The organism is Treponema primitia (assembly GCF_046533075.1).
GTDB classification, from domain to species: domain Bacteria; phylum Spirochaetota; class Spirochaetia; order Treponematales; family Breznakiellaceae; genus Termitinema; species Termitinema primitia_B.
The window spans coordinates 20151-44430 of record NZ_JAJQRB010000061.1 but is presented as its reverse complement, the minus strand read 5'-3'; the positions used below and the strand labels follow the sequence as shown (position 1 = coordinate 44430).

The 24280-nt window shown below is 50.5% G+C and carries 23 protein-coding genes; 5 read left to right on the top strand and 18 right to left on the bottom strand.

What is annotated here, in order from left to right:
• A complete protein-coding gene (locus LQZ19_RS13045) occupies positions 1 to 366 on the bottom strand; it encodes a bactofilin family protein (RefSeq protein ID WP_411048111.1) in 366 nt (121 codons plus the stop codon).
• A 153-nt stretch (positions 367 to 519) separates the two neighbouring features.
• On the opposite strand from LQZ19_RS13045, the gene pta reads away from it, so the two are divergent.
• Both pta and LQZ19_RS13035 read left to right on the top strand, forming a co-directional pair.
• Positions 520 to 1518: a phosphate acetyltransferase gene (pta, locus tag LQZ19_RS13040; RefSeq protein WP_411048110.1), complete on the top strand. Its 999-nt coding sequence runs from the start codon at positions 520 to 522 to the stop codon at positions 1516 to 1518.
• A 463-nt stretch (positions 1519 to 1981) separates the two neighbouring features.
• A complete protein-coding gene (locus LQZ19_RS13035) occupies positions 1982 to 2446 on the top strand; it encodes a hypothetical protein (RefSeq protein ID WP_411048109.1) in 465 nt (154 codons plus the stop codon).
• 13 nt (positions 2447 to 2459) lie between these two features.
• On the opposite strand, the gene LQZ19_RS13030 is transcribed toward LQZ19_RS13035, so the two are convergent.
• Genes LQZ19_RS13030 through LQZ19_RS13020 form a run of 3 tightly spaced genes read right to left on the bottom strand, consistent with a single transcriptional unit; the run spans position 2460 to position 5460 of the window.
• Complete coding sequence (locus LQZ19_RS13030) at positions 2460 to 2819, bottom strand: FMN-binding protein (protein WP_411048108.1); 360 nt, start codon at positions 2817 to 2819, stop codon at positions 2460 to 2462.
• An 11-nt stretch (positions 2820 to 2830) separates the two neighbouring features.
• Complete coding sequence (locus LQZ19_RS13025) at positions 2831 to 4534, bottom strand: putative PEP-binding protein (RefSeq protein ID WP_411048107.1); 1704 nt, start codon at positions 4532 to 4534, stop codon at positions 2831 to 2833.
• Positions 4535 to 4548: 14 nt separating this feature from the next.
• Positions 4549 to 5460 (bottom strand): hypothetical protein, encoded by a 912-nt coding sequence (locus LQZ19_RS13020; RefSeq protein WP_411048106.1) that lies wholly within the window; start codon positions 5458 to 5460, stop codon positions 4549 to 4551.
• Positions 5461 to 5573: 113 nt separating this feature from the next.
• Between LQZ19_RS13020 and LQZ19_RS13015 the strand changes: the two genes are divergently transcribed.
• The 3 genes from LQZ19_RS13015 to LQZ19_RS13005 all read left to right on the top strand — a co-directional run bounded on the left by LQZ19_RS13015 (position 5574) and on the right by LQZ19_RS13005 (position 8374).
• Positions 5574 to 6581 (top strand): DHH family phosphoesterase, encoded by a 1008-nt coding sequence (locus LQZ19_RS13015; protein ID WP_411048105.1) that lies wholly within the window; start codon positions 5574 to 5576, stop codon positions 6579 to 6581.
• Positions 6578 to 8086: a pallilysin-related adhesin gene (locus LQZ19_RS13010; protein ID WP_411048104.1), complete on the top strand. Its 1509-nt coding sequence runs from the start codon at positions 6578 to 6580 to the stop codon at positions 8084 to 8086. The genes LQZ19_RS13015 and LQZ19_RS13010 overlap by 4 nt, the downstream gene beginning before the upstream one ends.
• A 126-nt stretch (positions 8087 to 8212) precedes the next feature.
• Positions 8213 to 8374: a hypothetical protein gene (locus LQZ19_RS13005; RefSeq protein WP_411048103.1), complete on the top strand. Its 162-nt coding sequence runs from the start codon at positions 8213 to 8215 to the stop codon at positions 8372 to 8374.
• A 177-nt stretch (positions 8375 to 8551) separates the two neighbouring features.
• Here LQZ19_RS13005 and LQZ19_RS13000 read toward each other — a convergent pair whose 3' ends face one another.
• The 14 genes from LQZ19_RS13000 to LQZ19_RS12935 all read right to left on the bottom strand — a co-directional run bounded on the left by LQZ19_RS13000 (position 8552) and on the right by LQZ19_RS12935 (position 24177).
• Positions 8552 to 9082, bottom strand: a complete 531-nt coding sequence (locus LQZ19_RS13000) for a hypothetical protein (protein WP_411048102.1) — start codon at positions 9080 to 9082, stop codon at positions 8552 to 8554.
• Between the two features lie 311 nt (positions 9083 to 9393).
• The gene (locus tag LQZ19_RS12995; RefSeq protein ID WP_411048101.1) at positions 9394 to 10497 is read right to left on the bottom strand and encodes an InlB B-repeat-containing protein; all 1104 of its coding nucleotides are present in this window, start codon (positions 10495 to 10497) and stop codon (positions 9394 to 9396) included.
• Between the two features lie 465 nt (positions 10498 to 10962).
• Positions 10963 to 11616 (bottom strand): hypothetical protein, encoded by a 654-nt coding sequence (locus LQZ19_RS12990; RefSeq protein ID WP_411048100.1) that lies wholly within the window; start codon positions 11614 to 11616, stop codon positions 10963 to 10965.
• A gap of 322 nt (positions 11617 to 11938) precedes the next feature.
• Positions 11939 to 13843 (bottom strand): alpha-amylase/4-alpha-glucanotransferase domain-containing protein, encoded by a 1905-nt coding sequence (locus tag LQZ19_RS12985; protein WP_411048099.1) that lies wholly within the window; start codon positions 13841 to 13843, stop codon positions 11939 to 11941.
• A 45-nt stretch (positions 13844 to 13888) separates the two neighbouring features.
• Positions 13889 to 14575 carry a hypothetical protein gene (locus tag LQZ19_RS12980; RefSeq protein WP_411048098.1) on the bottom strand — a complete coding sequence of 229 codons (687 nt, stop codon included), beginning with the start codon at positions 14573 to 14575 and terminating at the stop codon, positions 13889 to 13891.
• Positions 14572 to 15207, bottom strand: a complete 636-nt coding sequence (locus tag LQZ19_RS12975) for a hypothetical protein (protein ID WP_411048097.1) — start codon at positions 15205 to 15207, stop codon at positions 14572 to 14574. The genes LQZ19_RS12980 and LQZ19_RS12975 overlap by 4 nt, the downstream gene beginning before the upstream one ends.
• Complete coding sequence (locus LQZ19_RS12970) at positions 15204 to 15686, bottom strand: hypothetical protein (protein ID WP_411048096.1); 483 nt, start codon at positions 15684 to 15686, stop codon at positions 15204 to 15206. Before LQZ19_RS12970 ends, LQZ19_RS12975 begins: the two co-directional genes overlap by 4 nt.
• A complete protein-coding gene (locus LQZ19_RS12965) occupies positions 15673 to 16803 on the bottom strand; it encodes an RnfABCDGE type electron transport complex subunit D (protein ID WP_411048118.1) in 1131 nt (376 codons plus the stop codon). The genes LQZ19_RS12970 and LQZ19_RS12965 overlap by 14 nt, the downstream gene beginning before the upstream one ends.
• 7 nt (positions 16804 to 16810) lie before the next feature.
• Positions 16811 to 18154 carry a 4Fe-4S dicluster domain-containing protein gene (locus tag LQZ19_RS12960; protein WP_411048095.1) on the bottom strand — a complete coding sequence of 448 codons (1344 nt, stop codon included), beginning with the start codon at positions 18152 to 18154 and terminating at the stop codon, positions 16811 to 16813.
• A 21-nt stretch (positions 18155 to 18175) separates the two neighbouring features.
• Positions 18176 to 19618 (bottom strand): hypothetical protein, encoded by a 1443-nt coding sequence (locus LQZ19_RS12955; RefSeq protein ID WP_411048094.1) that lies wholly within the window; start codon positions 19616 to 19618, stop codon positions 18176 to 18178.
• 13 nt (positions 19619 to 19631) lie between these two features.
• On the bottom strand, positions 19632 to 20108 hold the full coding sequence (locus LQZ19_RS12950; protein WP_411048093.1) for a divergent PAP2 family protein: 477 nt from the start codon (positions 20106 to 20108) through the stop codon (positions 19632 to 19634).
• A gap of 83 nt (positions 20109 to 20191) precedes the next feature.
• Positions 20192 to 21373, bottom strand: a complete 1182-nt coding sequence (gene mmsB, locus LQZ19_RS12945) for a multiple monosaccharide ABC transporter permease (protein WP_411048092.1) — start codon at positions 21371 to 21373, stop codon at positions 20192 to 20194.
• Between the two features lie 17 nt (positions 21374 to 21390).
• A complete protein-coding gene (locus LQZ19_RS12940) occupies positions 21391 to 22953 on the bottom strand; it encodes an ATP-binding cassette domain-containing protein (RefSeq protein ID WP_411048091.1) in 1563 nt (520 codons plus the stop codon).
• Positions 22954 to 23073: 120 nt separating this feature from the next.
• On the bottom strand, positions 23074 to 24177 hold the full coding sequence (locus tag LQZ19_RS12935) for a substrate-binding domain-containing protein (protein ID WP_411048090.1): 1104 nt from the start codon (positions 24175 to 24177) through the stop codon (positions 23074 to 23076).
• Positions 24178 to 24280: the final 103 nt, after the last annotated feature.

Below are 24280 nucleotides of genomic sequence, written 5' to 3'. Positions count from 1 at the left end.
CTATTCCGTATTATCCTGTTTTTCCATGGTACACCGACCATTAAACACACAACCGGTATCCATAAAAATATCCGGGGCAGTAACATTGCCGTTCAGTCTGCCGGTTACCGAGACTTCCACCTTTTCCGAAGCGGTGATATCCCCGGTTACAGACCCGCGGATTACCACCCTGGGGGCGTTGATATTCGCCTCCACCACCGCGCCCTCATCAACCACCAAAAGGCCCTGGGCTTCTATATTTCCGGAAAGTTTCCCCCGGATCAGAAAGGGTTTTTCAAAGTTGAGGGTACCGGAAAAATCGATATCCTCGGATAAAATCGTATCAAAATCCTCATCTTCCAGCACATCGTTGTGAACATCGGTCATTAATAAGCTCCAATGTTAATAATTACCGTTGATCGCCTTCCCGTCAATAGGCTTGGAAAGGAATCAGAGGGAACCGTCCCCTTGCGTGTTCCCCGTATTCAAGCTATGCTAAATGCAGCGTTTTTAAATTAATGTAACCTAAAGGAGAAAAATATGGATTTTGTAAACGACATGCGGCAGAAGGCAAAGGCCCTGCAAAAACGGCTGGTATTGGCCGAAGGAACCGAACCCCGGACAATCCGGGCGGCCCGGGTCATCCTGGATGAAAAGCTGGCCGCTTCGGTAACCCTGGTGGGTAAGGAATCGGAGATTCAGACCGTGGCCGAAAAGGAAGGGGTCAATTTAGGGGGTATTAACATCATCAATCCCCAGGTTTCACCCCTGGCGGGAAAATACGCCCATGAATATTACGAACTGCGGAAGCACAAGGGCATGACCGAAGAGCAGGCTAAGAAGGATATGATCCACTTCCTGCGCTGGGGGGCCATGATGGTTCACCTGGGGGATGCGGACGCCATGGTTGCGGGCGCCGAAAGCGCTACCGCGGATGTGCTCCGGGCGGGGCTTGCCATTATCGGTACCATTCCCGGTTCAAAGACCGCCTCTTCCTGCTTTGTGGTACAAACCACGGACAAGGTCTGGGGGGTTGACGGTACCCTGATCTTCTCGGATTGCGCCGTGGTCCCTGATCCCACTGCAGACCAGTTGTCGGATATCGCCATCAGCGCATCCCAATCCTGTAAGGAATTCCTCGGGGTTGACGCGGTGATAGCCCTGTTATCCTTCTCCACCAAGGGCTCCGGGGGGGATCACCCCAACGTACTCAAGGTGCGGGAAGCCCTGGAAAAGGTAAAAGCCAAGGCCCCGGGCCTGATAATCGACGGCGAGATCCAGGCCGATGCAGCCCTGGTCCCATCGGTAACCGATAAAAAGGCCCCGGGCAGCCCCATCAAGGGCAAGGTCAACACCCTGGTATTCCCCGATCTGGGGTCGGGCAACATCGGCTACAAACTGGTACAGCGCCTGGGTAAGGGCGAAGCCTTCGGCCCCTTCCTCCAGGGTTTCGCCAAACCGATCAGCGACCTTTCACGGGGCGCCTCGGTGGAGGACATTGTGGTAACATCGGCGGTTACATTGGCACGTGCGAAGTAATTAGAATGGGTACGAAGAGGAATAAAAACCGCAAAGGCACAGAAGGCGAATAAAGGAAGAGAAATTTAAGAAGAGCCGGCTTGGACTGATGTCCGGGTCGGCTTTTTTTCGGAGACCGGGCTATATTAAGAGGAATGTGATGAAGAACCAATTAGCATTTTTTCTTTTTTTATTTTTGCCTTTTATGGTGTGCGCACAGGTAGACTTTGATTCGGTAATAAAATCAGAAGAATATATTCCGGATTATATAAAAGAATATGTAGAAAAAAATTATCCTAAGACAAAGGCTATTTACAATTTTTATTATAATAGGAATGGCGATGCAGTTTTATCATGGGGATTTGGAAATACCATGACCTGGGATGGGGGCAATAGAACCTTATCGCGGAATTTTTCCGGCGACCGGTTTTATTGGCCCACTAAACGGCAGCAAACTTTAAATCAACTAGCCTGGAGAGAGCGGATGAAGGACCCGGCATTCGCCGCCATTGAAGCAGTTATTTATCAAATAGGATTGGACTTCGATTATGATTGGAATAATTATTCCGGAAATCCTTATGGAAGAGTAAGTTATGAAAATCCCAATACGACAAAAGGCGTCTGTTCCGATTTTGCCGCCGAGACCGTAAAACGACTGGAAGGTAATGAATATATTTCATCCATTGAAAGTTGGTCCGGCAAAAGCCACGCCTGGAATGTCTTCGTGTTGAAAGACGGAAGAAGATTGTACTGCGATACCACATGGTACGAAGGCAATAATGTCAAAAACAGAAAAGTCCCCTATGGCTGTCAACAGGATCCTTCCCAGTTAACCTTTGATGAAGAAGAATTTAATTCACATGGCTTTTGCACCGTTCCCGGCGGCGGATACTTAAAAATTCACAATAACTGGCCGGCCGCAAACCTTAATTCAGTAACCACATGGTAGCTCCGTTTGCTGCTTATTCCAGGGCGTTCTCTATGGCTTTGAGAATAGCTTTGCTGCTCCCCGTGGCGCCGCTTATGGCGTCTACCGTCAGGCTTTGTTTTGCCAGAACCGTTTCGGTGATTTTTTCAGCTTTTTTCCCAAGGCCGTTAAAATGTTTAATAATGGTTATGTTCGTTAAGGTTTTATCCTTTACTTCCACGTCCAGGACAACCGATACCGGGCGTATTTTATACTGCCCTCGGTATATACCATCCTCTTTCCACTGCAAATCCGGCATAACGGCCTGTATTTTATCAAACCTGCTGGCACATCCGCTTAGGGACACAACTAACAACACAAAAATCACGCCCACGGTTCCTGTCAATTTCTTCATAATATTCCTCCTTATTTCTTTTCCGCCAGAATTTGTGCCGCCGCCACTATAGCTGCGGGTACTGCGTATGGCGAGCATGACACATAGTTTATCCCCGTGTCTATACAAAACCGGATCGCCGCCGGGTCGGCGCCCTGCTCGCCGCAGAGTCCGCAGACCAGGTCCGGCCGGGTAAGACGGCCCCGGTCCACCGCCAGGGCGATAAGCTCCTTAACCCTTTCGTCCAACACACTAAAGGGATTACCCTCCAGAAGATCGTAGTGGGAATAGGCGGGCAAAAATCCGGCGGCATCGTCCCGGGAAAGGCCCAGGGTGGTTTGGGTCAGGTCGTTGGTACCAAAGCTGAAAAACTGCGCGTACCTGGCTATGTCTCCGGCCCCCAGCGCGGCGGCAGGCAGCTCGATCATGGCGCCGATAGGACAGTTCAGGAATTCTTCAACACCGGCAATTCCCGCATAGCTTGCCCCCTCCGCCCGCTTGCCGTAGGCGATGAGCTTTAGCTCCGCTGCGTTCATCACCAGGGGGACCATGATCTCCGGCTGGACATCCAGCTTTTCATCATGCATTTTATGGACCGCCTCAACGATGGCCCGGACCTGCATGGCGTAGATTTCCGGATAGCTTACGGCGATACGGCAGCCCCGACGACCAAGCATGGGGTTATATTCCCGCAGCGTTTCTATCCGCGCCAGGACTTCATCCCCGGATAGCGCTGTTTCTTTGGAAGCTGAGATGTGGTCCATATACGATGCCAGATCAGCATCACTGCGGGGCATAAATTCGTGGAGGGGGGCATCCAGGAGCCGGATGGTGACATGCTTCCCCGCCATGATCTTGAAGATGCGGTAAAAATCATCACACTGCATTTCCCGGAGTTTTTCCAGGGCTTTATTACGCGCCTCGCCGGATTCGGAGAGGATTAGCTCACGGAAGGGGTTGATCCGTTCGGGTTTGAAAAACATATGTTCCGTACGGCAGAGGCCGATACCCTCGGCGCCAAGGGACAGCGCCTTTTCCGCGTCTTCGGGGGTTTCCGCGTTTACCCGGATTTGGAAATTCTTTATCAGCCCCTTAGCCAGGGTGATAAAATCAAGGAGGGCAGATCCGGTGATATCCGGTTCGGAAATTTCCGCAATCCCCTGGTACACCGATGGAATTCCGAAACCGGGGACGTCCAGGGTGATGGGATCGCCTTCGCTGAAACTCAGGCCGCCCAGAACCGCGGTTTTATCAGTAATACTAAGCTCCGGCGCCACCAGGGACACCGTACCGTACTGGCGGGCCACCACCGATGCGTGGGCTGCATAACCGCCCTGAGCGGTGAGAACACCGGCGGCGGCCTTGATGGCCTTTACATCCCCCGCAAAGGCGGCCGGCAGGACCAGGATACACCGGGTATCCTCACCCCGCTGCCGGGCGAGCGCTTTGGCTTCCAGGAGGGCATCGGCGCTGAAATAGACCCTGCCCGCCGCCGCACCGGGCGCGCCGGAAATACCGCCGGTCCATTTCGGCAGCCCTTCTGCGCGGGAAACTTCGTTGCAAGTTGCGCCGGGGGCGTTGATACGCGGGTGGAGAATTTCGTTTAACCGCGAAAGGTCCAGGGCTTTAACCGCGCCGGCCGCATCCAAGGTTCCCCGTTTCACCTCATCCAGCAGGAACTTTATTTCATCCTCCGCTGTTTGCGGCGCCGACTTTAGTCGGAGAGTTTCCCGCATAGATTTTCTGCTATTTAGAATAATTTTAAGGCCCCCTTCTCCGGACTTTCCAGAAAGGGCTCAAATTTGCTGCTCGACCCCTGGGCTAAATAGCGCTGCAGCTTTGCCACATCCCGGATATCACTTCCGGATACGGCAAATTGGATTGAACCGCCATGCTTAACCTTACCCCAGGTAAACAGGGAATTGATATCCAGGATAGCTTCGTCCCCATAATAGACATGCACCTTGAGCATGGGGTATTTGGCGTTGTAACTCTGTATAATTCTCTTCCAGGCCTCCACATTGCCGTTGTGGAAAAGCTCATTGGTAACCGTCACGGAATAGAGGGGGGTCGTCTTTACCGGAGGTGATCCCCGGCTTGCGGGCTTGGCGGTTGCAACCTTTTTTGCAAGGCTCCCGCCGGCTATATACAATTCCGGGGCTATATCCGGCCGGCCGCCGCTGAAAAGGGCAATAGCCGTCTCTGCCGCCACCCGGCAAATCTCTTGGGGGACATCCCGGATAGCATTGCCCACGTAGACCGTAAGAAGTTCTCTGGGGCGGACCTTTCCCAGAGAGGCAAGCTGCTCAGCGTTTTTGGGATTGGCTGTCAGAAGAAAAGGGGGATCGTGGAAGGCGGCCACCAAATCCACGGCCTCCCATTGGGCGAATTCAACGGCCAGGGCCGGGAAATCCGCAGCTATGGAAGCGGGGTTTTCAGAAAGGGCTTGGTATCCCAGTTTATCAATAAGAAGGGAACGAAAAAGCGGCAGGGCATTGACGCCGGAAAAATCTCTATGCTCCGGCCTCCGGAGTATATCGGAGAGGTTTTCTCCGGTTTCCAGGGTTTCCAAAATCCCGACTGTCTTTTTGATATGCCGTACCGCAGAATTAAACCCGGATCTGGTGGATAAAAGTCCCAGGCCGGTTTTTTCGTATACCATCCCTAAAAGTTCCTACGAATGAGCAAAAAAGTAAAGCCTTTTTCAACTTTTCCTCTTCCTTTACTGCATATAATTTTGTAGTATGATAAAATGACGGCAAGGGAGGATTTTTCGTGCTGGATTCCCGGCAAAAAATAATAGATTTTATTACCCAAAACACTCATTTTGTTCTTACCACCCATGATCCGGCGGATGCGGACGGTATTGGGGCGGAGATTGCCATGATCCATATCTTGCAAAAACTCCGGAAGGAAGTACAGGCGCTTAATGCATCGGCTGTTCCGGAGCGGTTCAGCTTTATGGATATCCGGAACCTTGTCGGGGTCTGGAAAAGCGAGAAACACCAGGACCTGCCGGGAAAATCGGCGCTGATCATCCTGGATACCTCCGATGAATTCCATACCGGGGCAATGAAGGAAATTATTCCCCAATTTCAAGCGGTCATGGCCATTGATCACCATGAGTTAAACCCCCACTCTACCCTGGACGGGTACATCGACCCTACCGCCGCCGCCACCTGCGAAATGATCATGCAAATCGCCGGGGATCTGAATATAAGCTTGGACAGGGAAACCGCCAGGGCGGTCTATGCCGGGCTCAATTTTGATTCAGGGTCCTTTGCCTATTCAAAAACCACCGCCAGGACCTTTAAGGCGGCCCAGTTACTGGTTGAAGCCGGCGCCATGCCCTATGAGATATACGGCGAGTTGAACGAAAGCGCCTCCACTGCTTCCCTGCTTTTGCAGAGTCAGGTATTGGCCAGCCTGACTCTTTATTGCGGAGGCCGGGTGGCGGTACAAATACTTCGGCAGGGAGACCTTGCTTCCACCGGCGCCGCATTTGAGGATGCCGAATCCTTTATTAATATCCCTTTGAAAAGTAAGGAAATCCTGGTATCAATATTGGTTAAGGAAACCAGCGAAGGCAAGATCCGCTGTTCCCTGCGTTCCAAGGGACTGGTTAATGTTTCTCAAATAGCCCAGCAGTTTTCCGGGGGAGGCCATGCTTTGGCAGCAGGGTTCCGCAGCGATCTTACCCTGGAAGAAACCCTGTCCCGGGTTTTAGAAAAGGTAAAAGCCGCCTTAGAACTTCCATCAAAGTTGAACACAGATAAACTATGACCAGCAAAATTATAAAAATTCTAACCCCCCTGATTTTTTTGCTTACCGCCGCGGGTATCGGTTTCCTGTATTTTATGCCCATACAGCGATCCAACGTACCGGGAAAGAAACAGCTGCAGACCAGGGTTGTAATTCCCCAGAATCCGGACACCGCCGACTATGGAGGAAGCAGTGATGTGGAACGGATGGTCTATGAGGATACCATGAACGCCAAGGTTACCCTGGATGCGGGTGAATCTATTGTGGCAGTCTTCACCCAGGATCTGAACGGGGATATGGTGGATGATCAGATCCTGGCATACCGTAATCTTTTGGAAATGGACGGCCCTATTTTTATCACCTATATTATTTTTGATGATGCGGTGGGAGGATACCGGCGGCTGTGGAGCGCCTCAACCGGAGTTACCCGTCCGGGGACCGTCTCGATTTATACCCAGGACCTTATCGGAGACCGCAGTCTTTGTATTCTGATAAGCGGCATGAATAATACCGGGGAACATACCCTGACCGTTTTTCGTGAAAGGACGGAGGAAAAACGGGAGCCCAATGAAATACATTTCGGAAAAATAGCGGATCTGCGTATAGATGGTTCAATTCAAGTTCAGGAAGCGGAACGTACCCAGGCCTATCAGATGGGTCTTGCCAAAGGGCAGAGTTTTACCCTTGCCGCTTATGGCCGGGACTTTGACTCGACAAACATTCTGGATCAGGTGGAGCTTATCTATACCTACAACACCCGTAACGGACTCTACGAGCAGAGCCGGATTACCCGGATTCCGGGTTCCCAGATTGAACAACGCCGGGTACGGGAATTGCTGAACGGGGGTCGGGAGGAATTTGAAAAATTCATCACCGGCCTTTGGTACTATGTGAGCCCCCAGGGGACCCTGGATAACCGGCAGTATATCTATTTTGATCCCCCCAATAGGGAGATCATCTTTTACGGCGAAGAGATCCAGCAGGTTTTTACCTGGCAGAATTCCAGCGCCACCCGACACGGCCTCTATGTCTCCAGCCAGAATATTTCGGTAACCACCCTCAGACGTTTCATTGATATAGAACTGGAATCCATGGACAGCATACGAATGAAGGTCTTTGAGGATGTCCGTCTTAAGATCTATGTTTCCGCCCCCTGGGATGGGTCCTACCGGAAAGCCGGCGCAACGGGCGCCGCCAACGGGATTAACTCTAAACCTGCGGTACTCCCCTATATAGACGCATCCTATGATGGTTCCATCGGAAGACTGGTTTTATCCGCCGACGGAAATTACGAACTCTATTCCGCCGGTACCCTGCAAGCCTGGGGAAAATACGCCTTTTTCATGCTGGACAACCAGGAACTGCTCGAATTGCGTCCCAGAAATAATGCCGACCCTCCCCACGAAACCTACCGTGTAGAACGTACAAATCCTGATATCCTTATCCTGGTGCGCATCCGCCTGGGAACCCGGGGTGTACAGGAGCTGCACGAGACCGCCATTACTTTGGCGCGTATCCCCCGATGAGGCTGCGGAACATTGATTGACAGGGTCTTGCTGCTAATCTCCCTATGGACCCGATTAGGTTAGAGGGAACGCACTAAAACTAGGTATGGGGTCCTGCCAGAAGGAAACTTGACCTACAAATCAATTATGATTACATATCATGAAGAAATTTCTAACCGCGAAGGCGCAGAAGGCGAAAAAGAAGAAGAAGAAGGGGGGGATGGGTTTTCTTGGATTCCCGGTAGTTTTCTTCGCCTTCTGCGACTTTGCGGTTTTTCTTCTTTTTTCTTATTTGTGGGTCAAGAATAACCTAAAGGGTCCCCCTGATATTTATTTCATTTTCACCCACGGTAACATTAGTGTGAGTGCGTTCCCGGGCCGCTTAGGGGGTCTATAGGGGGCCTTTGTGGGAAGGTCTGTCATCGTGTTCTTTTTCGCAGGGACGGTTCCCTATGGAGGAAGGTCTTTGCGGACCTTCACTTTCTATTATTCCAATAAGTATTTTTCGCCGGTAAAACAAAAGTCAAAGGATGCTTCGCGTAACTGATACTGATCACTTTCACACGAACTTTTCAGCCAAGAAAAAAATATTTCTTTTTCCGACCATAATTCTTTTCTAAGAGGTTCTTTGAAGTAATCTCTTTTGTTTTCGTAATATGGGATCGGCTGTGACATCAAAAGCTCTTTTAACTTACCGTATCCGGGAAACATGCACAAAAAATAAAATCCCCATTTGGAAAAACCGCAAGTTTGTGAGACGATATCGGTCCTATTTTTTAAATCCGGATTTTCTACCGGGGCGCAAATATCTAATAGCTGTTCAAGCGTTTTATGTTTTTCATGCCTATAATTGGATAGTACATTATTGTAGTCCGGATGGATTTCTGTGCCGCTATCTAAAATTATTGCAAATTCAAAAAGACTTCTATCTTTGTCGAGATTGTTCATCTCTTCTTTCAACCCATGGTACCTTCGTAAAAGTCCCTGATATTCGATGTTGTTCGTGATCTTTTCCATATTGTTATTCTACTATATTTCCTTAAAAATCCATGACATACCTATGGGAACACGAATTCCTCCACCGAACCTTGACCAAGTATCTTCGCTTGCACCGTTTTCCTTTTTAATAGATTATTGTATATTTATTTTATTGTCAATGGATTCTACTCCGCTGCAGCCAAAACCGGCTCAAGGAAACTTGACCCACAAATCAATCATGATTACCTATCACGAAGAAATTTCTAACCGCGAGGGCGCAGAAGGCAAAAAAAGAAGGGGGAAAGTGAACATTTTCCCCAAATACTTATTTGCCTTCCGCTCCTTTGTGGTTAAAAAGCCCGTAAGGCCCAGACAATTTTACCACTGAGATAATTGATTTTGCTGTTGCTGGAAACTTCGCCAGTGATGAATACCAGACCCCGGGCGCTTTCACTATGGCCTTCCCAGGACCACTTCTGGCACGAAGACCAGAAAAATCCATCATCCGCGATACCGAGACTGCTCCTTTGATTGTACAGTTCCTTAAGCTCATCCAGGCTTGGAAGGAACCAGTCGGTTTTACCACCGCCGCTGTAATTTTTACAGGCTAAGGCGGCAGGAGCGGCAGCATCCGTAGCTAAAATAAGCGCTGTATTTTGCCTACCCTTTCCTATTTCTGCTTCCGCTCCTATTTCTCCATCTGCTCCTGTTCCTGGTATATCTGTTTCTACGTAAGCCGCTGAGGCCCATGCAAGTTCTGTTCCTTGATTAACAGGAGCGGCCTCAAGGTAGTGGGCCGGTAAACCAGTATCGGCCATGATAAAGCCTGCCGGATCAATATAGATGATCTTTCCTCCGCCAGGACCGGTATCTCCTAATGAATACGTGACAATAAAGTTCCATTTGGCGTAAAGAGTGGTATCTGCGCTAATAGTAAATGTCGCTCCTGCCGCATAACTTGTTCCTGAACCGTTCGCCGCTGTGTCCCAGCCTGCAAATGAATAATCAGTTTTGGCCAGAGTTCCTGTATTATCCAAAACTGTTACAGTCCCGCCGCTTTGGTAAGGCGAATTTGAATCAACAGGCACTGTTCCGCTGTCACTGGTATTAGCGTTGTACGTTACGTTGTAGGCGCTGTCTGTTACGGTAACGGTAGCCGCGCCGGATTTACTGGTGTCAACCGTGGAGGTTGCGGTAACGGTAAGGCTTGCGGCGGTTTCACTGGCGGCTACGGTAAGGGTTGCCCCGCTAAAACCAGTGCCATCCACACCGCCGGTAACCGACCACGTAACGGTTTGGGCAGGATCGTTGGTCCCGGTAACTGTTGCGATAAAGGCTTTAGTTTCGCCCTTGGTAACATTTACGGTTGCGGGATCGACGCTTACACTGGTAACCGTGGGATCTTTGCCGCCGCCGGCGCCATCACCGCACCCGATTAGGGTGAATGCCAGCATGAGACCGAGAAGCAGGGGGAAAAGGGTTAGATCAAAGGGGAAATTGCGGGGGGGGGGGTAAACAATACGGTATTATTCTTTAACTTTTCAAGACACGTCTTCATAGACTTTGTACTCCTTGCCAGTAAATTTTCCAGCGTTAGACCGCCATACAGCAGTCTTTGGGTAGGCTTTTTGACTTACCATTCCTATAATACCATACTTATATCCCTTGTCAAGCGTATCCCCGAAGACATCAAAATTATTGGTTATGACGGTGAAGAATAACGAACCGCAAAGGAGCGGAAGGCAAAAAAGGAAGGAGAGAGAAGGCTCATTCGCTTCCCCTCCTTATGCGTCTTATGGGTGGGACATGGGCTCAATGCTTTTATGGGAGACTACGTGGACTTTGCGGCGAACTGGAGGTTCGATACAAAGTCCACGCTTTACAAAAACAGTGTCTGTCCCCTGCGTTCACCCTTCCACTCAGGGTAAATTTACGCCGGATATTGCTGTGTAACTGCTGCCGTCCCATGTTACGGTGATATTGTCACCTACTCCGGCGTTGGTATCCCGGTATCCAACAGTGCCGTCTAAGTCCTCATTAACGAGAACAAAAACCGCCGCCGTAGGACTCGCTGCGGTATTCCCGGTAATAGCGCCGCCGGTTTTGCTAAAGCTGCCTTTTAGAATACCGACGCCGCCGCCGTATGCTGCTTCATTGCCGGAAATGGCGGTGCTTGCGGCGCCCGACATAGTGAATGTGCTGGCGCCTGCATTATCGCTCTGGACAAACACACCGCCGCCTATTAATTCGGCGGTATTGCCGGATACTGTCCCGCCGACAAATTTGCTATGTCTAACCGCATAAGCGGATAACGCCTTTGTTATGGGACCAACACCAATACCGACCACGGGAGCATTGCCAATAGCTGAGATTTGAAGGATTTTACCCGCAAAACAGGAGGTACAGGAAAAGAGGACCTGTTCCCTTAAATACTTCTTTGCGGTCTGATTTTTCTTTAAAAGTGGAAATTTATGTGTGGGATACTTGACATGTCGTCTATTTGCTAAAGTATAATATGAGCCGTGAGCCGTGAGCCGTGAGCCGTTTTCTGCTATTTTGGCCGTCTGAAGCATGAAAATATTATAATCCTTATGAAAAATTTGTCAATAACTTCTTCAAATAATGACAGCTATTGCCCTTACTTTTTAATCACCCGATTTTCCTTAAAAATGGCGCCATCTTTGAAGAAAAATTCGACCGCGAAGGCACACAAAGGAAAAAAAGAAAGAAAAAAATAAAACCCGTACTAATGCTATGCAAGCGAATACGCATACTCCCCTTGTTAGAAATACTGCGCTTTATAAACATCGTTTGGCGCCTTCTCGTACTGTGACACCGGCGGGCGGGGGGATGCCCCTCCCCCCGCCCGTCTTTGCCGACAGATCCGAAAAAGTATCAATGCGATATATTCAACTTAAACTCAGTTTCCCAACGTTCATCGGGACCAAGGTTTAATACCAGAACCGGCATGAAACACGTTGACTGATACTGATTTGTCTCAACGCCTCGTATTTCCATCCGGGTACGAATGGGAAGGATCCAGCCGTCGAAGTCCCGGTCCGCCGTAAGACTCAGGGTAAGCTCGTTTTTTATGTCCCGAAATTCAATGCCCCGGATATTATTTATCTCCGCACCTTCGTGAATCGCCGGCTCGGGATCCTGGGCATGGGAACGAAAAACCTTGAGCAGTTCCTCCCCATCACCGGAAAAAGAAAGATCTATCCGGGGGATAAATTTAAAGGCCGCCGGGGATTTTCCGCAGTTGATCAGGGTGTAGTGCACACTGAGGGTATCCTGCTTGAGGAGATACAGCTTTTCTATTTCAATCGAATCCAGATAGAGTCCGCCTTGGGCGGAATGTTTCCTGGTGGGGAGGTGGAAACAGGCCCTTCCGTGGGATCGATCCATATCAACAAGTTCGTAGCTTTCCTTTCCGCAGAAACGGGTCCCGGAAAACCGATCCTCCTCGGACCGAAGATCTGCTACTTGCAGCGAAGCATCCTTGAAGGAATACTCCGGGAGAGTCAGGTGATCCGCAAAGGCGGTCCTCCGGTAGGGAGCCCCGGAAAAGGTATCCAGGTAGTTCCAGGTTTTGGGAAGATAATCAAGCTCAAAGATACTGGCCCCGACGCTTTTAACATAACAGTTGATATTCCGATCCTGGAAGAGATATTCGGGGCAGCCGTCAAGGTCAAAGTCAAAGGCTAAAAGAGAGGGGGTAAATTTGCCCTGGTTCCGGCAGATCTTCTCTGCACCCAAAAGGGCTTTGTAAACCGCTTTCCGTAAGAAAGCCCGGTGGATACCGCCGGTTTCGGTGTCGCAGAAAAGTGCATAACCCTGGGTCTTCCAAAGCTCCTCCCTGGCGTTCTGCTTCCGGGATTTGTCCCCCCGCAGTTGGTTGATAAGGGTATGGGTAAACATCATCTTCGCGTAAATACCGTTGGATTCGGGGTAGTTAATCAAAAATTTTCGTTCCTGATCCCCGGGAAAATACGCTTTTTTAAGCTGCCCCTGGGTTTTATAAAATTTTCCCGGGGTGGTGAATGCAAAGTCGGAGGAAAAACGGGAGATGGCTTCAAAAAAACGATTGTAACTGGCCTCCGGAGATTCCCCGGGATCCTCCGTGTAAAGCTGTTCCGGAAAAACCGTAAGCAGAGCCCCGGGCGACGTTTCCGGTAAAGCCGACGGCGAAAATTCCTTCAGAAGGTTTTCCAGTACCGATACTGCATCGTGGGCGGCAAAGGCCGTACACAGACGGGCCGATAGGGGAAAGACGGTGGTGATCTTCCCCTGGTTCTCGCTGATACAGGGGGCGTAGAGGGCAAGACCGGAAAGCCCTGCGGAAATAAAGTGTTCCTCTTCCAGGAAGGTATAGTTCATGCCGCAGGTGTTGAGGATACCCACCAGTTGCTGCTCCCAGGCCGCTTCGGGAATCCAGCAACCCTGAGGTCGTTTGCCGAATTTCTTCCGGAGATAGGCGGTGAGCATTTCAATCTGCCCAATCTTATCTGTTTGGGGAAGCAGGGGCATCATGGGCTCATAAAAACCGCCCCCAAGGATCTCGACCTGCTTACGGGAAATTAAATCCCCCAGGACCATGAGTAATTCGGGATGGTTACCCTCCAACCAGTTAAGAAGAATCCCGGAATAATGAAGAACCACGGGAATTCCGGGATACTGGTTCAGGGTCTGAATAAAGGGTTTTAGCCGGGTAGTATAAAGATACTCACCCTCATCATCACCGGCGCCATAGGGGATATGATTATGGGAACCTAAAACAATACTCAGCCTGTCTTTCATTTACCGCTTATAGTAAACTACTTTTCCCGTCATGAAAAGCGTACTTTAAAAAAATCCCAGGGCTCTCAGAAATATAGCCGAGACGGAGGAAAAAATCAGAGAAAGCAGCCCCATGGAGATAAGCATTAACGGGGAGCCCCGGAAAGTCCCGGGCACCGCTTCCAGGGAAGAACGCTTACTGATTTCCCGAAGGATCAGCGTCGATGCAAGGCAGCCTAAGGAAAAGCCCAGGGAAAGCACCAGGGCTTCCACCAGGGAAACCGCAAGACGAAGGGTCAGAAACAAGGATGCCAGGACCAGGCCGTTGTAGGAAGACAGGGGGAGTTCTCCACGGTTTAAGCCGGTACTTTCGGCGAGCTCCCAGGGGCTAAAGGGTCCCCGCTTTGTCCTGCCGGACTTATCCTGGGTAAACTTTCCGTCAGGGAAGAGATAAACAAAAACCAGTTTCAGGATCATGGAGATCAATACCGCAGCGGGAAAAAGCAGGAAGGACTCTAAAAAACCAAAGGCCGGAGGGCTTAGTACATAGGTAAAAAAAAGCCAAAGGATCAGGACCGATATAAAATGTATAGTCCAAAAGGGGACAGAAAACTTTCCCCACTCCTTTTCGGACTCCAAAACAGGGGGGGCCGCAGCTTCGGATTCGATGATTCTACAAACACCAAGGCCGAACTGAAGCAACAGGTTCAAGGTCAGGCCGGAAAGAACAGCTAAAGCGCCGAGGGTTGTCATTGTTCCTCCCCGGCGCTGGTATACCGGTTTCTGAACCGGCGAAACAGGGTCAAACCATAGCCCAGGATCAGAAGCCCCCCGGAGGAACCGGCGATAATCTGCACGGGAAAATAAAGGGAGGAACCAAAAGAGACAAGCGTCACTATACCCTGGGGTCCACCGGGAAGGGAAAAGGAACCAAAACCCAGTGGTTCCCGGATTAATGCCAGAGCGATAAGTATCCCAGCCAAAACCAGGGCTTCCAGGAGGACCTTCAGGATAAAATCGTTGGGATCAGACCCTTCCAGACGGCTGCATACCCCGGAACCGATACAGGACAGGGGGGCAAGGAGTATCAAAAAGGTGGTCTCCATAGCCAAAAAGGGGCTGACAAAATAAATGAGCAGGAGATACAGGCTTCCCAGAAAGCTGGACAGGAAGACCCAGATTATTTCCCGCCCCTTTTGGGGAAGTATGGGCTTTGCAAAACCCAGTATCAGTACCGTCAACCCGTAGGTCCAGATAAGCGCCCCCCCAACGATGAGGGCAAAGGCCAGGCGGCTTGTGGCCATGATCATAAGCCCTGCGCAGATCAGGGTGGAAAGGGGCGCATTGGTTCCCCAGAACAGGTGGGATTGGGTACGATTAATCATTTTCTCCCCCTCAGTATGGCTTCCCCCGCTGTCAGGCGATTGATATAGGCTTGAAGAATTCCCTGAGGCAGCCGGTCCAGGATCTGGGCGGAATGGGCGCCAAGGGGTATGGGCTGTCCCATCTCGCCCTGGGGGGAAACAAAAATCACATAGGGGGCCAGAAGTCCCTCCGCCATAATTGAAAAGACCACCGCCTTCTCGTCAGTGTTGTACAGGGAATACCAGCTTCCCAATTGGGCAGCCTTTCCCGCTTTCCACCGGGGTACCGATTTATCCGCCGTAAAGGGCGCCTCTAACTGCCGAACTTCCTCCATATTACGGAGGGTGATATTGATATTCCGAATAATAATCCTTGTCCGTACCGGGCGGGTAAGGAACCAGGTAAGGCCGGCGATAAGAAACAACCCGGCAATCCACCCCAGAAAGATCCCCAGTCCCTTAAGCCTTCCGGAGACTAGCTTGGAATCAAGGCCGAACATGGACACCTCCGCGGGAAGAAGAACCCTCGGTTCGGGAGAAGAGGCTGGAAGTACCGGCATAAAAAAACTGGGTTTCAAAGTAACGGAATAGGGGCACCAGGGCATTGAGCAGAACAATCGCAAAGAAAGCTCCATAAGGTTCAAAGCCCCAGTAACGGAATACAAAACTTAGGACGCCGCTCAGGACAGTGACGATTAACACCCCGATACGGGACTTGGGCCCCGTTGCAGGATCCGCAGCCAGGATGAAAGCCGCCACCAGGGTACCCCCGGAAAGAAGACCGAAGAGCATATCCCCACCACCCAAAACTCCCCCAAGGGGAAAGGCTCCAAAAGCCCTGATGAGGAGGCAATAGACTCCAAGATAGGAGAAGGAAATCCAGGAACGGTTTACCTGGCAGGCGGTAATGATAATCGTGCCCACAAGGAGGCCTAAAAGTCCCCGTTCCGCGATAATCCCCGGCCCGGAATAAACCAGGAGATCCGTATATCCTCCGGGCAGCTCAGAAGAGGTGAGAGAAAAAATTGTTTTGTTAAGTAAGGGGGTCCAAAATGTATCCAGTGTTTCTTGCTCGAAAATAGCAGACGCCAAGGTTCCGGGGACAGCAAGGGAAGAATCCTTCAGGGCATCGGCGAAAGCCCCCGGCCAGCCGATTCGGATAAAGAGCCATGCCCCTAATGCGGGATTAACCCAGTTGCATCCAAGGCCGCCGAAACTATGCTTAACCACCGCCATGGCGAACATGGAACCGATGAAAGCCAAAAGGGGATTAATCTGATTGGGCAGAAGCAGGGTCAAAATTAAGGCTGAAGCAACGGCGCTGCCGTCCCGGTACACCCCAGCCAGGCCTTTTTCCGGGCCGCCGCCGCTACGGAGAAAACGCCTCAGGGATATGTCATCGATTAGTAATTCGGTAAGCAATGCCCCGGCCACCGCCGAAAGGGCAATGAACAGGGAAGCAAAGGAATCGGTCATTGAGGATTGCAGAATTGCCAGCCCCGCACAAACACTCATCATCCACATCCGGGTCGAACTGGAACAGGCCAGATTTACCTGAGGTTTTTGAAAAAGCACCCGCTGGGGAGATGGCCCATGGGATCTGATAGTATTGTTCACCGGCAAATTAGGACTCCCCTTGCAAAGAAATTTCCCGCGCATAGTTGGTAATAACCGTACTGAGCGGCAGCCGGGAAGGACAAAACACATCGCAGCAACCGCATCCATGGCAGCGGCCCGCCATGACTGGGCCGTAGCTCCCCATGACCGCATCGGGAGCAGTATTTTCTGCGGCCTTAAAGAGCTCCTCCGGATCCAACCCCACGGGGCATACGGCACGGCATTCCCCGCAGCTGATACAGTTCCGGACCTTGCCGTCCCCGGTCCGATCCTCCAGAAGGGCAAAAACCGCATAGGTAGTTTTTATAACCGGTTCATCCAGATCCTGCACCACACGGCCCAGGATGGGAGAACCGGTGGCTATCCGTTTTGGCGTACCGATAAATCCGCCGCATTCCTCAAAAAGATCCCCTATCCGGGCGCCGATCCGTACCTTCATTATCTGGGGTTTTTTTACTGCGGAACCGCCGATCGCCACATACCGGTCCAGAATTGGCCGTCTCATCTTTACCGCATCGTGGATTGCCGCCAGGGTGGCAGGCCCCAGCAGCAGGATGTTTCCCAAATCAAAGCTTTCCCTTTTGGCGTAGATCCGCAGCACCAGTTCCAGTTCCCGCCGGTTCCGCTGGGGATAGCGGGAACCTACTATTGCAACCGAGGCAGGGATATCAAAAGCCGAAGCTTCCGCGAGAAAAAGATCCCCCAGTTTTTGCTCTTTTTCAGAAACCGCATAAACAATCCGTTCAGCCAGAGCGGCGCGGGCGGCAATAACACTCCCCTCCACCACCGCTTTAAGCCGTTCCCGGCAAAGTACGTAATCCGCCGCAAGCCAGGGGTCGTCAAAAACACAACGGACCACCATGGTACGGGGCCCTCCCTGGGCCTGAAAGGAGGCAATCAGTTCCGATGCCGGAAGACCGGAACTTTCCATGGCAACTATCCCGTATTCCGAAATAAGCGATTGAAGCGCCGCGGGGGTAAGTCCTAACCAGGGGAAAATCTCCTCCCGGCGGCCTAACTTATCAAAGGTTCCCTCCAGGCGTATCACCAGAGCTTCGTTGGTATGCCCTTCGATCATCTTCCAGGAAACGGTACGTATCACTTTCCCGGGCACTGCGGCGTGGATATTCGCCGAACCCGGATCCCGGGCCTGCCCTATGAGCATCCCCTCTTTTACCGAATCCCCAACGGAAACCACCGGCAAGGCCCTGCTCCCCGTATGGTGGACCAGGGGAAAAATCGAAAGGGCCGGTAAAAAGGCGGTAACACAGGTATCCCGGGAAGGCGCCGAAGGGTCCTCAAAATGTATCCCCCCACGGGGAAATGTATATACCTTGGTTCTTGTTATCATCTATCCCTTTCAAACCGCAGATTACGCAGCGATTTGTTTATTTATATACATAGCAAGCATCCCACTCATTCTATGTCCCCGTTTATCCTGATAGATTAGGGGAATACACAGACCTAAGGCAATTAATAGGCAAATAAGCCCCCCTGAATGGGACGGAACGAAATCTGAACCAGTATAAGAGTAATTGTTAAGAAAATCTATCAGCCCTTCCAGGGGGAAGGGGGGGATTTCCATAGGATCTTCGCTTACAATTTCCCTGGAATTATTGCCGTCAATGAGCCCATCTTCATCCAGGGAGTACCGCAGGTACGCTTGTGATCCTTCCGAACCAAGGGGCATAAGTGAAAATACCCGCTGAAATCCGATATGTTCCCGGTACATTTCTGCGGTTGGAGCCTCCGGACCTTTCCACCCGGTCCATACCCGGGACGCCGCCGGAGCGGAATTACCGGTGAAATTCCCGGGAAAAAGCATTGGCAGGAACAGGAGGACCAGGGCAGCCAGGGTAAAGGGAAACATAATTCGGGAATACCCGGAAGGCCGCCGGGTAATACCGCTTATCTGTACCGGCAGAAAACGGATATGTCCCTGACGGACCCCACGATAGGTTTCGGTCCGGATGGAGAAGCAGAGAATAACCAGGAAAAAAAACAATCCCATGATGACGCTTAGCAGGGGAAGGGCCCCAAAAACTGCGATAAACCCCAGGGCAAGAAGAAACAGAGCGGAGAGTATCCAGGTTTCCTTGGAGGCCAGGGTTCCAAGGGCGGGTTTCCCATAACGCCGGGAAATAAAATATTCCCGTACCGGTTCGCTGAGAAGCCGGAAAAGGCCGGCAAGAACCGCCGTCATTGCAAAACCCGGGACACCCAGCCCCGCCAGAACCGCCCAGAGGGGGAGAAAAAGGAAGGTAAAAAGAAGATCTCCGGAAAACAGGAGGGTAAAAACTGATGCGACAATAAAAAGTATACCGGGCAGCAAAACAGACTTGGGAGGCGTCAGGACCGATAGTGAAAAGGGGATATCTCCCAGGGCAGCCTTGATCCGCCCTTCAAGATCCCCAAAATTTCCCCTGAGGGAGATAAAAAGCCGCCGATCCCCCCGGAAAACAAAGAAGGAACGAAGATGTTCCGCGTAACCGTCGTTCCGGGGATCAAAGGACTCGACTCTGTCCGAATAGGTATCCAGGGGAATCCTTTTCAATTCCCCAAAATCATCCAGAAATACCCATTGGGTGGACTCTCCGATAAGATTTTTAACCCCGCCTTTGGTCAAAAGCCCTTGAATAAACCGGTCAGAATAGGAATCGTCCAGGGTCAGCACGGCATATCCGTCCCTCCGGACACCACCCTTTAGACTGGAAGAAGAATTCCGGGCCAGGGGTCCGTAGCAGAGGAGGAATAGCAGGACACCGGATACCAGGGAAACGATTATTGAAATAAATAGGGATTTCAAAAAGGGCATGGACTAAAAAAACCTACAGATATGCATACGCCGCTGCTATAAATATGCCCAGGAGGGCCCCAATTATCACTTCCAGGGGGGCATGTCCCTGCACTTCCTTTACCGGATGATACTCAAAGCCCATCCGTTCTTCCATATTCCGCCCCAGGGAGTTGAGGGATTTAGCCTGTAACCCCGAGGAACGGCGAACCCCCATGGCATCCCTCATAATAATGAGGGATATGAAAAAAGCAACCGCAAACAAATTAGATTGCAAGCCCTGGTTCAGACCAACCGATGTCGTCATAGCCGAAACCAGGGCCGCATGGCTTGAGGGCATCCCGCCGGTACGCCATGCAATGGTTGCGAGAATCTCCCTGCCGCTTTTCCGGTTCGTCTTAAGCAGCATTATCGCCGCCTTAACCACCTGGGCAAGAAACCAACTGGTAACCGTCGACAAAACTATGGGGTTTTCGATAAAAGCCTTGACTGATTCTGATCGAATCGACATTGCCACGGACATTATTTGTTAACCATTGCCCAGGTTTTGATAAAAGTCAAGGGCATTCCGCGCAGGGTACAAGGGACGGAACCTCACTTGGTACTTCTCGCTTTGGAGGAAAGATCAAAGGCAACTGCGGCCAGGAGTACAAGACCCTTAATCGCCTGCTGCCAATCGGTACTGACACCGAGTATGGACATACCGTTATTCAAAACGCCGATAAAAAGTCCGCCCACCACTGCTCCGATAATCGTACCGATACCCCCGGATACGGCCGAGCCGCCTACATAACAAGCCGCAATGGCATCCATCTCAAAGTTTTGCCCCGCCTTCGGGGTTGCCGCATTAAGGCGGGCGACAAAAACTATGGCGGCCACAGAAGCAAGAATCGCCATGTTGGTGTATATCCAAAACATCACCCAATTAGTTTTAACACCAGAAAGCTTTGCCGCCTTTGCATTACCGCCCAGGGCATAAATATGACGGCCCTGTACCGTTTTTGATGTAACAAACTGATACCCGATGATAAGAACGCCTAAAACAATCAAAATATTCGGAAACCCCCGGTAGAGTGCAAAAACAACGGTAAATACCATAAGCACGAGGGCTATGGCCGTTACTTTAGCTATCCAAATACCGCCGGGCAGCACATCAAAATTATACTCCTTCTGCTTTTTGCGTTTTTTGATCTCACTTACAATGATAAACGCGATAATCAGCAATCCTATAACAATGGAAAGAAAATGAAATGTTGTACTGCCCAGAGTAAGGCCCCCCAGGGGATCGTTTATATAACCGGAAGCTATCACCTGGAACTCTTTTGGAAAAGGCGCCTTGGTCTGCCCCTGCATAATAACCTGCCCCAATCCGCGGAATACCAACATTCCTGCCAGGGTTGCGATGAAAGGGGGGACATGCACAAAGGCAATCCAGAAACCCTGCCACATACCGATGACCGCCCCGATGAGCAGGGCGAGGAACATGACCAGATACGGATTCATTTGCAAATCCACTATCATCACCCCGCACACCGCTCCAACGAAACAGACAACGGACCCCACGGAAAGGTCAACATTACCGGTAAGGGTACAGAGCAGCATACCTACCGCGAGGATAAGCACGTAACTATTCTGCAGCACAAGGTTAGTCAGGTTCACGGGCCGGAAGAAAATACCGTTTGTCAGGATGCCGAACAGTATCATTGCTACCGCCAACGCAATAATCATGCCGTATTGCCGGGCATTTTTTTTCAAAATCGCAAATAAAGTATTCATTATGTCCCCCAAAATGGTCAGTTAGATAAAATATGGCGCATGATTTCTTCCTGGGTCGCAGTCCTGCCGGGAAGTTCGCCCGTGATCCGTCCTTCGCTCATCACATAGATACGATCGCTCATGCCGATAATCTCCGGCATTTCGCTGGATATAAGCACACAGGCTATGCCCTGGGCGGCCAAATTATTTATAATCATATAGATTTCATGCTTGGCGCCCACATCAATACCCCTGGTCGGCTCGTCCAAAATGAGGACCGCAGGGTCCGAGAAGAGCCACTTTGCCAATACCACCTTTTGCTGGTTGCCCCCGGAAAGGTTCCCCGCAAGCTGTAATATTGACGGTGTTTTTGTATTGAGCTTTTTACGGTACTCCTCCGCCGCCACAATCTCCTCATGTTCGTCAATAATATTGCCCTTGGCAATTTTTTTCAGTTTTGCCAGGGTAGTATTTTCTTTAATGCTCGCCATCATCACCAGGCCGAATTCCTTCCGGTCTTCGGTCACGTACGCAAGGCCGCTTTCAATCGCCTTGGGAATTGAATTCAGGTTCACTTCTTTGCCGTTAATCAGGGTTTTGCCGCTGATATTATCCCCGTAATATTTACCGAAAATACTGGTAGCCAATTCGGTACGCCCCGCTCCCACAAGGCCGGCCAGGCCCACTACTTCTCCGGCGCGTACGGTAAGGTTTACATTGTCCAGCTTCTTTTGATCGGGGTTGTCGGGATTATAGACCGTCCAATCCTTCACTTCAAACACAACATCGCCGATTGGATTGTTCCGCCCGGGGAAGCGGTCGGTAATTTCCCTGCCCACCATGCCCTTAATAATCCGGTCTTCACTAATGGAGGCTTTTCCGGCTGCATCCCGTTCCACCTGCAGGGTTTCGATGGTTTTACCGTCCCGCAGAATAGTTATGGTATCGGCTACCGCCGCAACTTCATTCAGTTTATGGGTGATCAGCACCGAGGAAATATTATGCAGGTCCCGAAGTTCCCGTAGAATCTGTAATAAATGTTCGCTGTCCTTTTCGTTGAGCGCTGCGGTTGGTTCATCCAGAATGAGAATTTTTGCATCCTTGGCCAGAGCTTTAGCAATTTCCACGAGCTGCTGTTTGCCCACCCCCAGCTTGTTCACCGGCATATTGGGGTTTTCATCCAGACCCAATTTCCGCATATATATGAGCGCATTATCGCGTGTTTTGTCCCAGTTTATAATATTGAATTTCGCCCACTCATCCCCCAAAAAAATATTCTCCGCTATGGAAAGGTATGGGCTAAGGGCCAGTTCCTGATGGATAATTACGATACCGGCTTTTTCACTTTGTTTAATATTGGTATAGGCGCAAGTCTTGCCCTCAAATATAATGTCACCATCATAGGAACCGTAGGGATACACCCCGGACAGAATATTCATCAAGGTGGATTTTCCCGCGCCGTTTTCTCCCACAAGAGCATGTATCTCGCACTGCCTAACCCGGAGATTTACGTTATCCAGAGCTTTTACTCCGGGAAAAGCTTTTGTGATGTTTTTCATTTCAAGCAGACATTCTGTTTGCAAAACAGCTTGCTCTGACATAAATCACTCCTTAGAACAGTTCCAAAACATAAAAATTTTGACCACAAAGGCGGATAAGTAAAGATATGGTCATAAATTCGTATCTTTCTTTTTCGACTTCGTGGTCAATTACTAATGCAACTACAGGCCAAGCTCCGAAGCGGAGATATAACCGGTATCAATGACGGCGGTTTTAAGATTGTCCTTGGTAACAATAACGGAATCAAGCAGGAGCGAAGGAACTATTTTTGATCCGTTGTTGTAGCTTGAGGTATCAAGACCTGTGGGGGTCTTTCCCTGCAAAAGGGTATCTACCAGTTCAACCGTGGCGGCGCCCAGAGAACGGGTGTCCTTCAGTACGGTCGCGTATTGCTCCCCGGCAAGGATGGACTTACAGGAAGCGACTATGCAGTCCTGACCGCCCACCACCGGAAGGGGCTTGCCGGGGGTACTGCCATAACCAACAGCTTTACAGGCTTCGAGGCAGGACAGGCTGATGGGATCATAGGGGGACAAAATGCCGTTAAGTACCTCATTACCCGAATAGTATGCGGAGAGCAGATTCTCCATGCGTTTTTGAGCTTCCGCAGCATCCCAGCGCAGAGTACCAACTACCGTTCGTTCGATCTGGCCGGAAGGTACTTTAAGCACCGCCTTATCAAAGTAGGGCTTCAGATTATCCATTGCACCCTGATAAAATCCGACAGAGTTATTGTCGTCCGGTGATCCTGCGAACAATTCAATAATAACCGGTTTTGCAGTGGTCGCCTGATCCAGTTTGAGACCCCGTATCAGAATATCTCCCATCTGTCCGCCGACTTTATAATTGTCGAAGGACACATAGTAGTCCACATTGGGGGATTTCATTAAAAGCCGGTCATACGCGATAACAGGAATCTTGTTAGCTGCGGCATTGGCAAGCTGATTGGAAAGCGCCGACCCATCAATGGATGCGATAACCAGAACTTTTACACCCCTGGTAATCAGGTCGTCAATCTGGCGGGTTTGCGTGGGGATATCATCATCCGAGAACTGCAAGTTTACCGTATAGCCGAGTTTTTCCAACCCTTCCTTAACGGCGTTGCCGTCTTTAATCCAGCGTTCCTCCGATCGGGTGGGCATAATCACACCGACAAGGCCCTTGCCTGCAGCGGCGTCACTCTTCTTGCTGCAACTGACCAATAAAGCCCCGGCCACAGCTGCCAGGACCAAACCGAAAAACAACACTTTCTTTGAAAATCTCATTCGTTTCCTCCATAATAATTTGTAGAATATAATTTGCGTGTACGTTCACATTATATTCTAAGAACTTCTATTCTGTCAACAAATTTCGTACAAAATGTGTTTT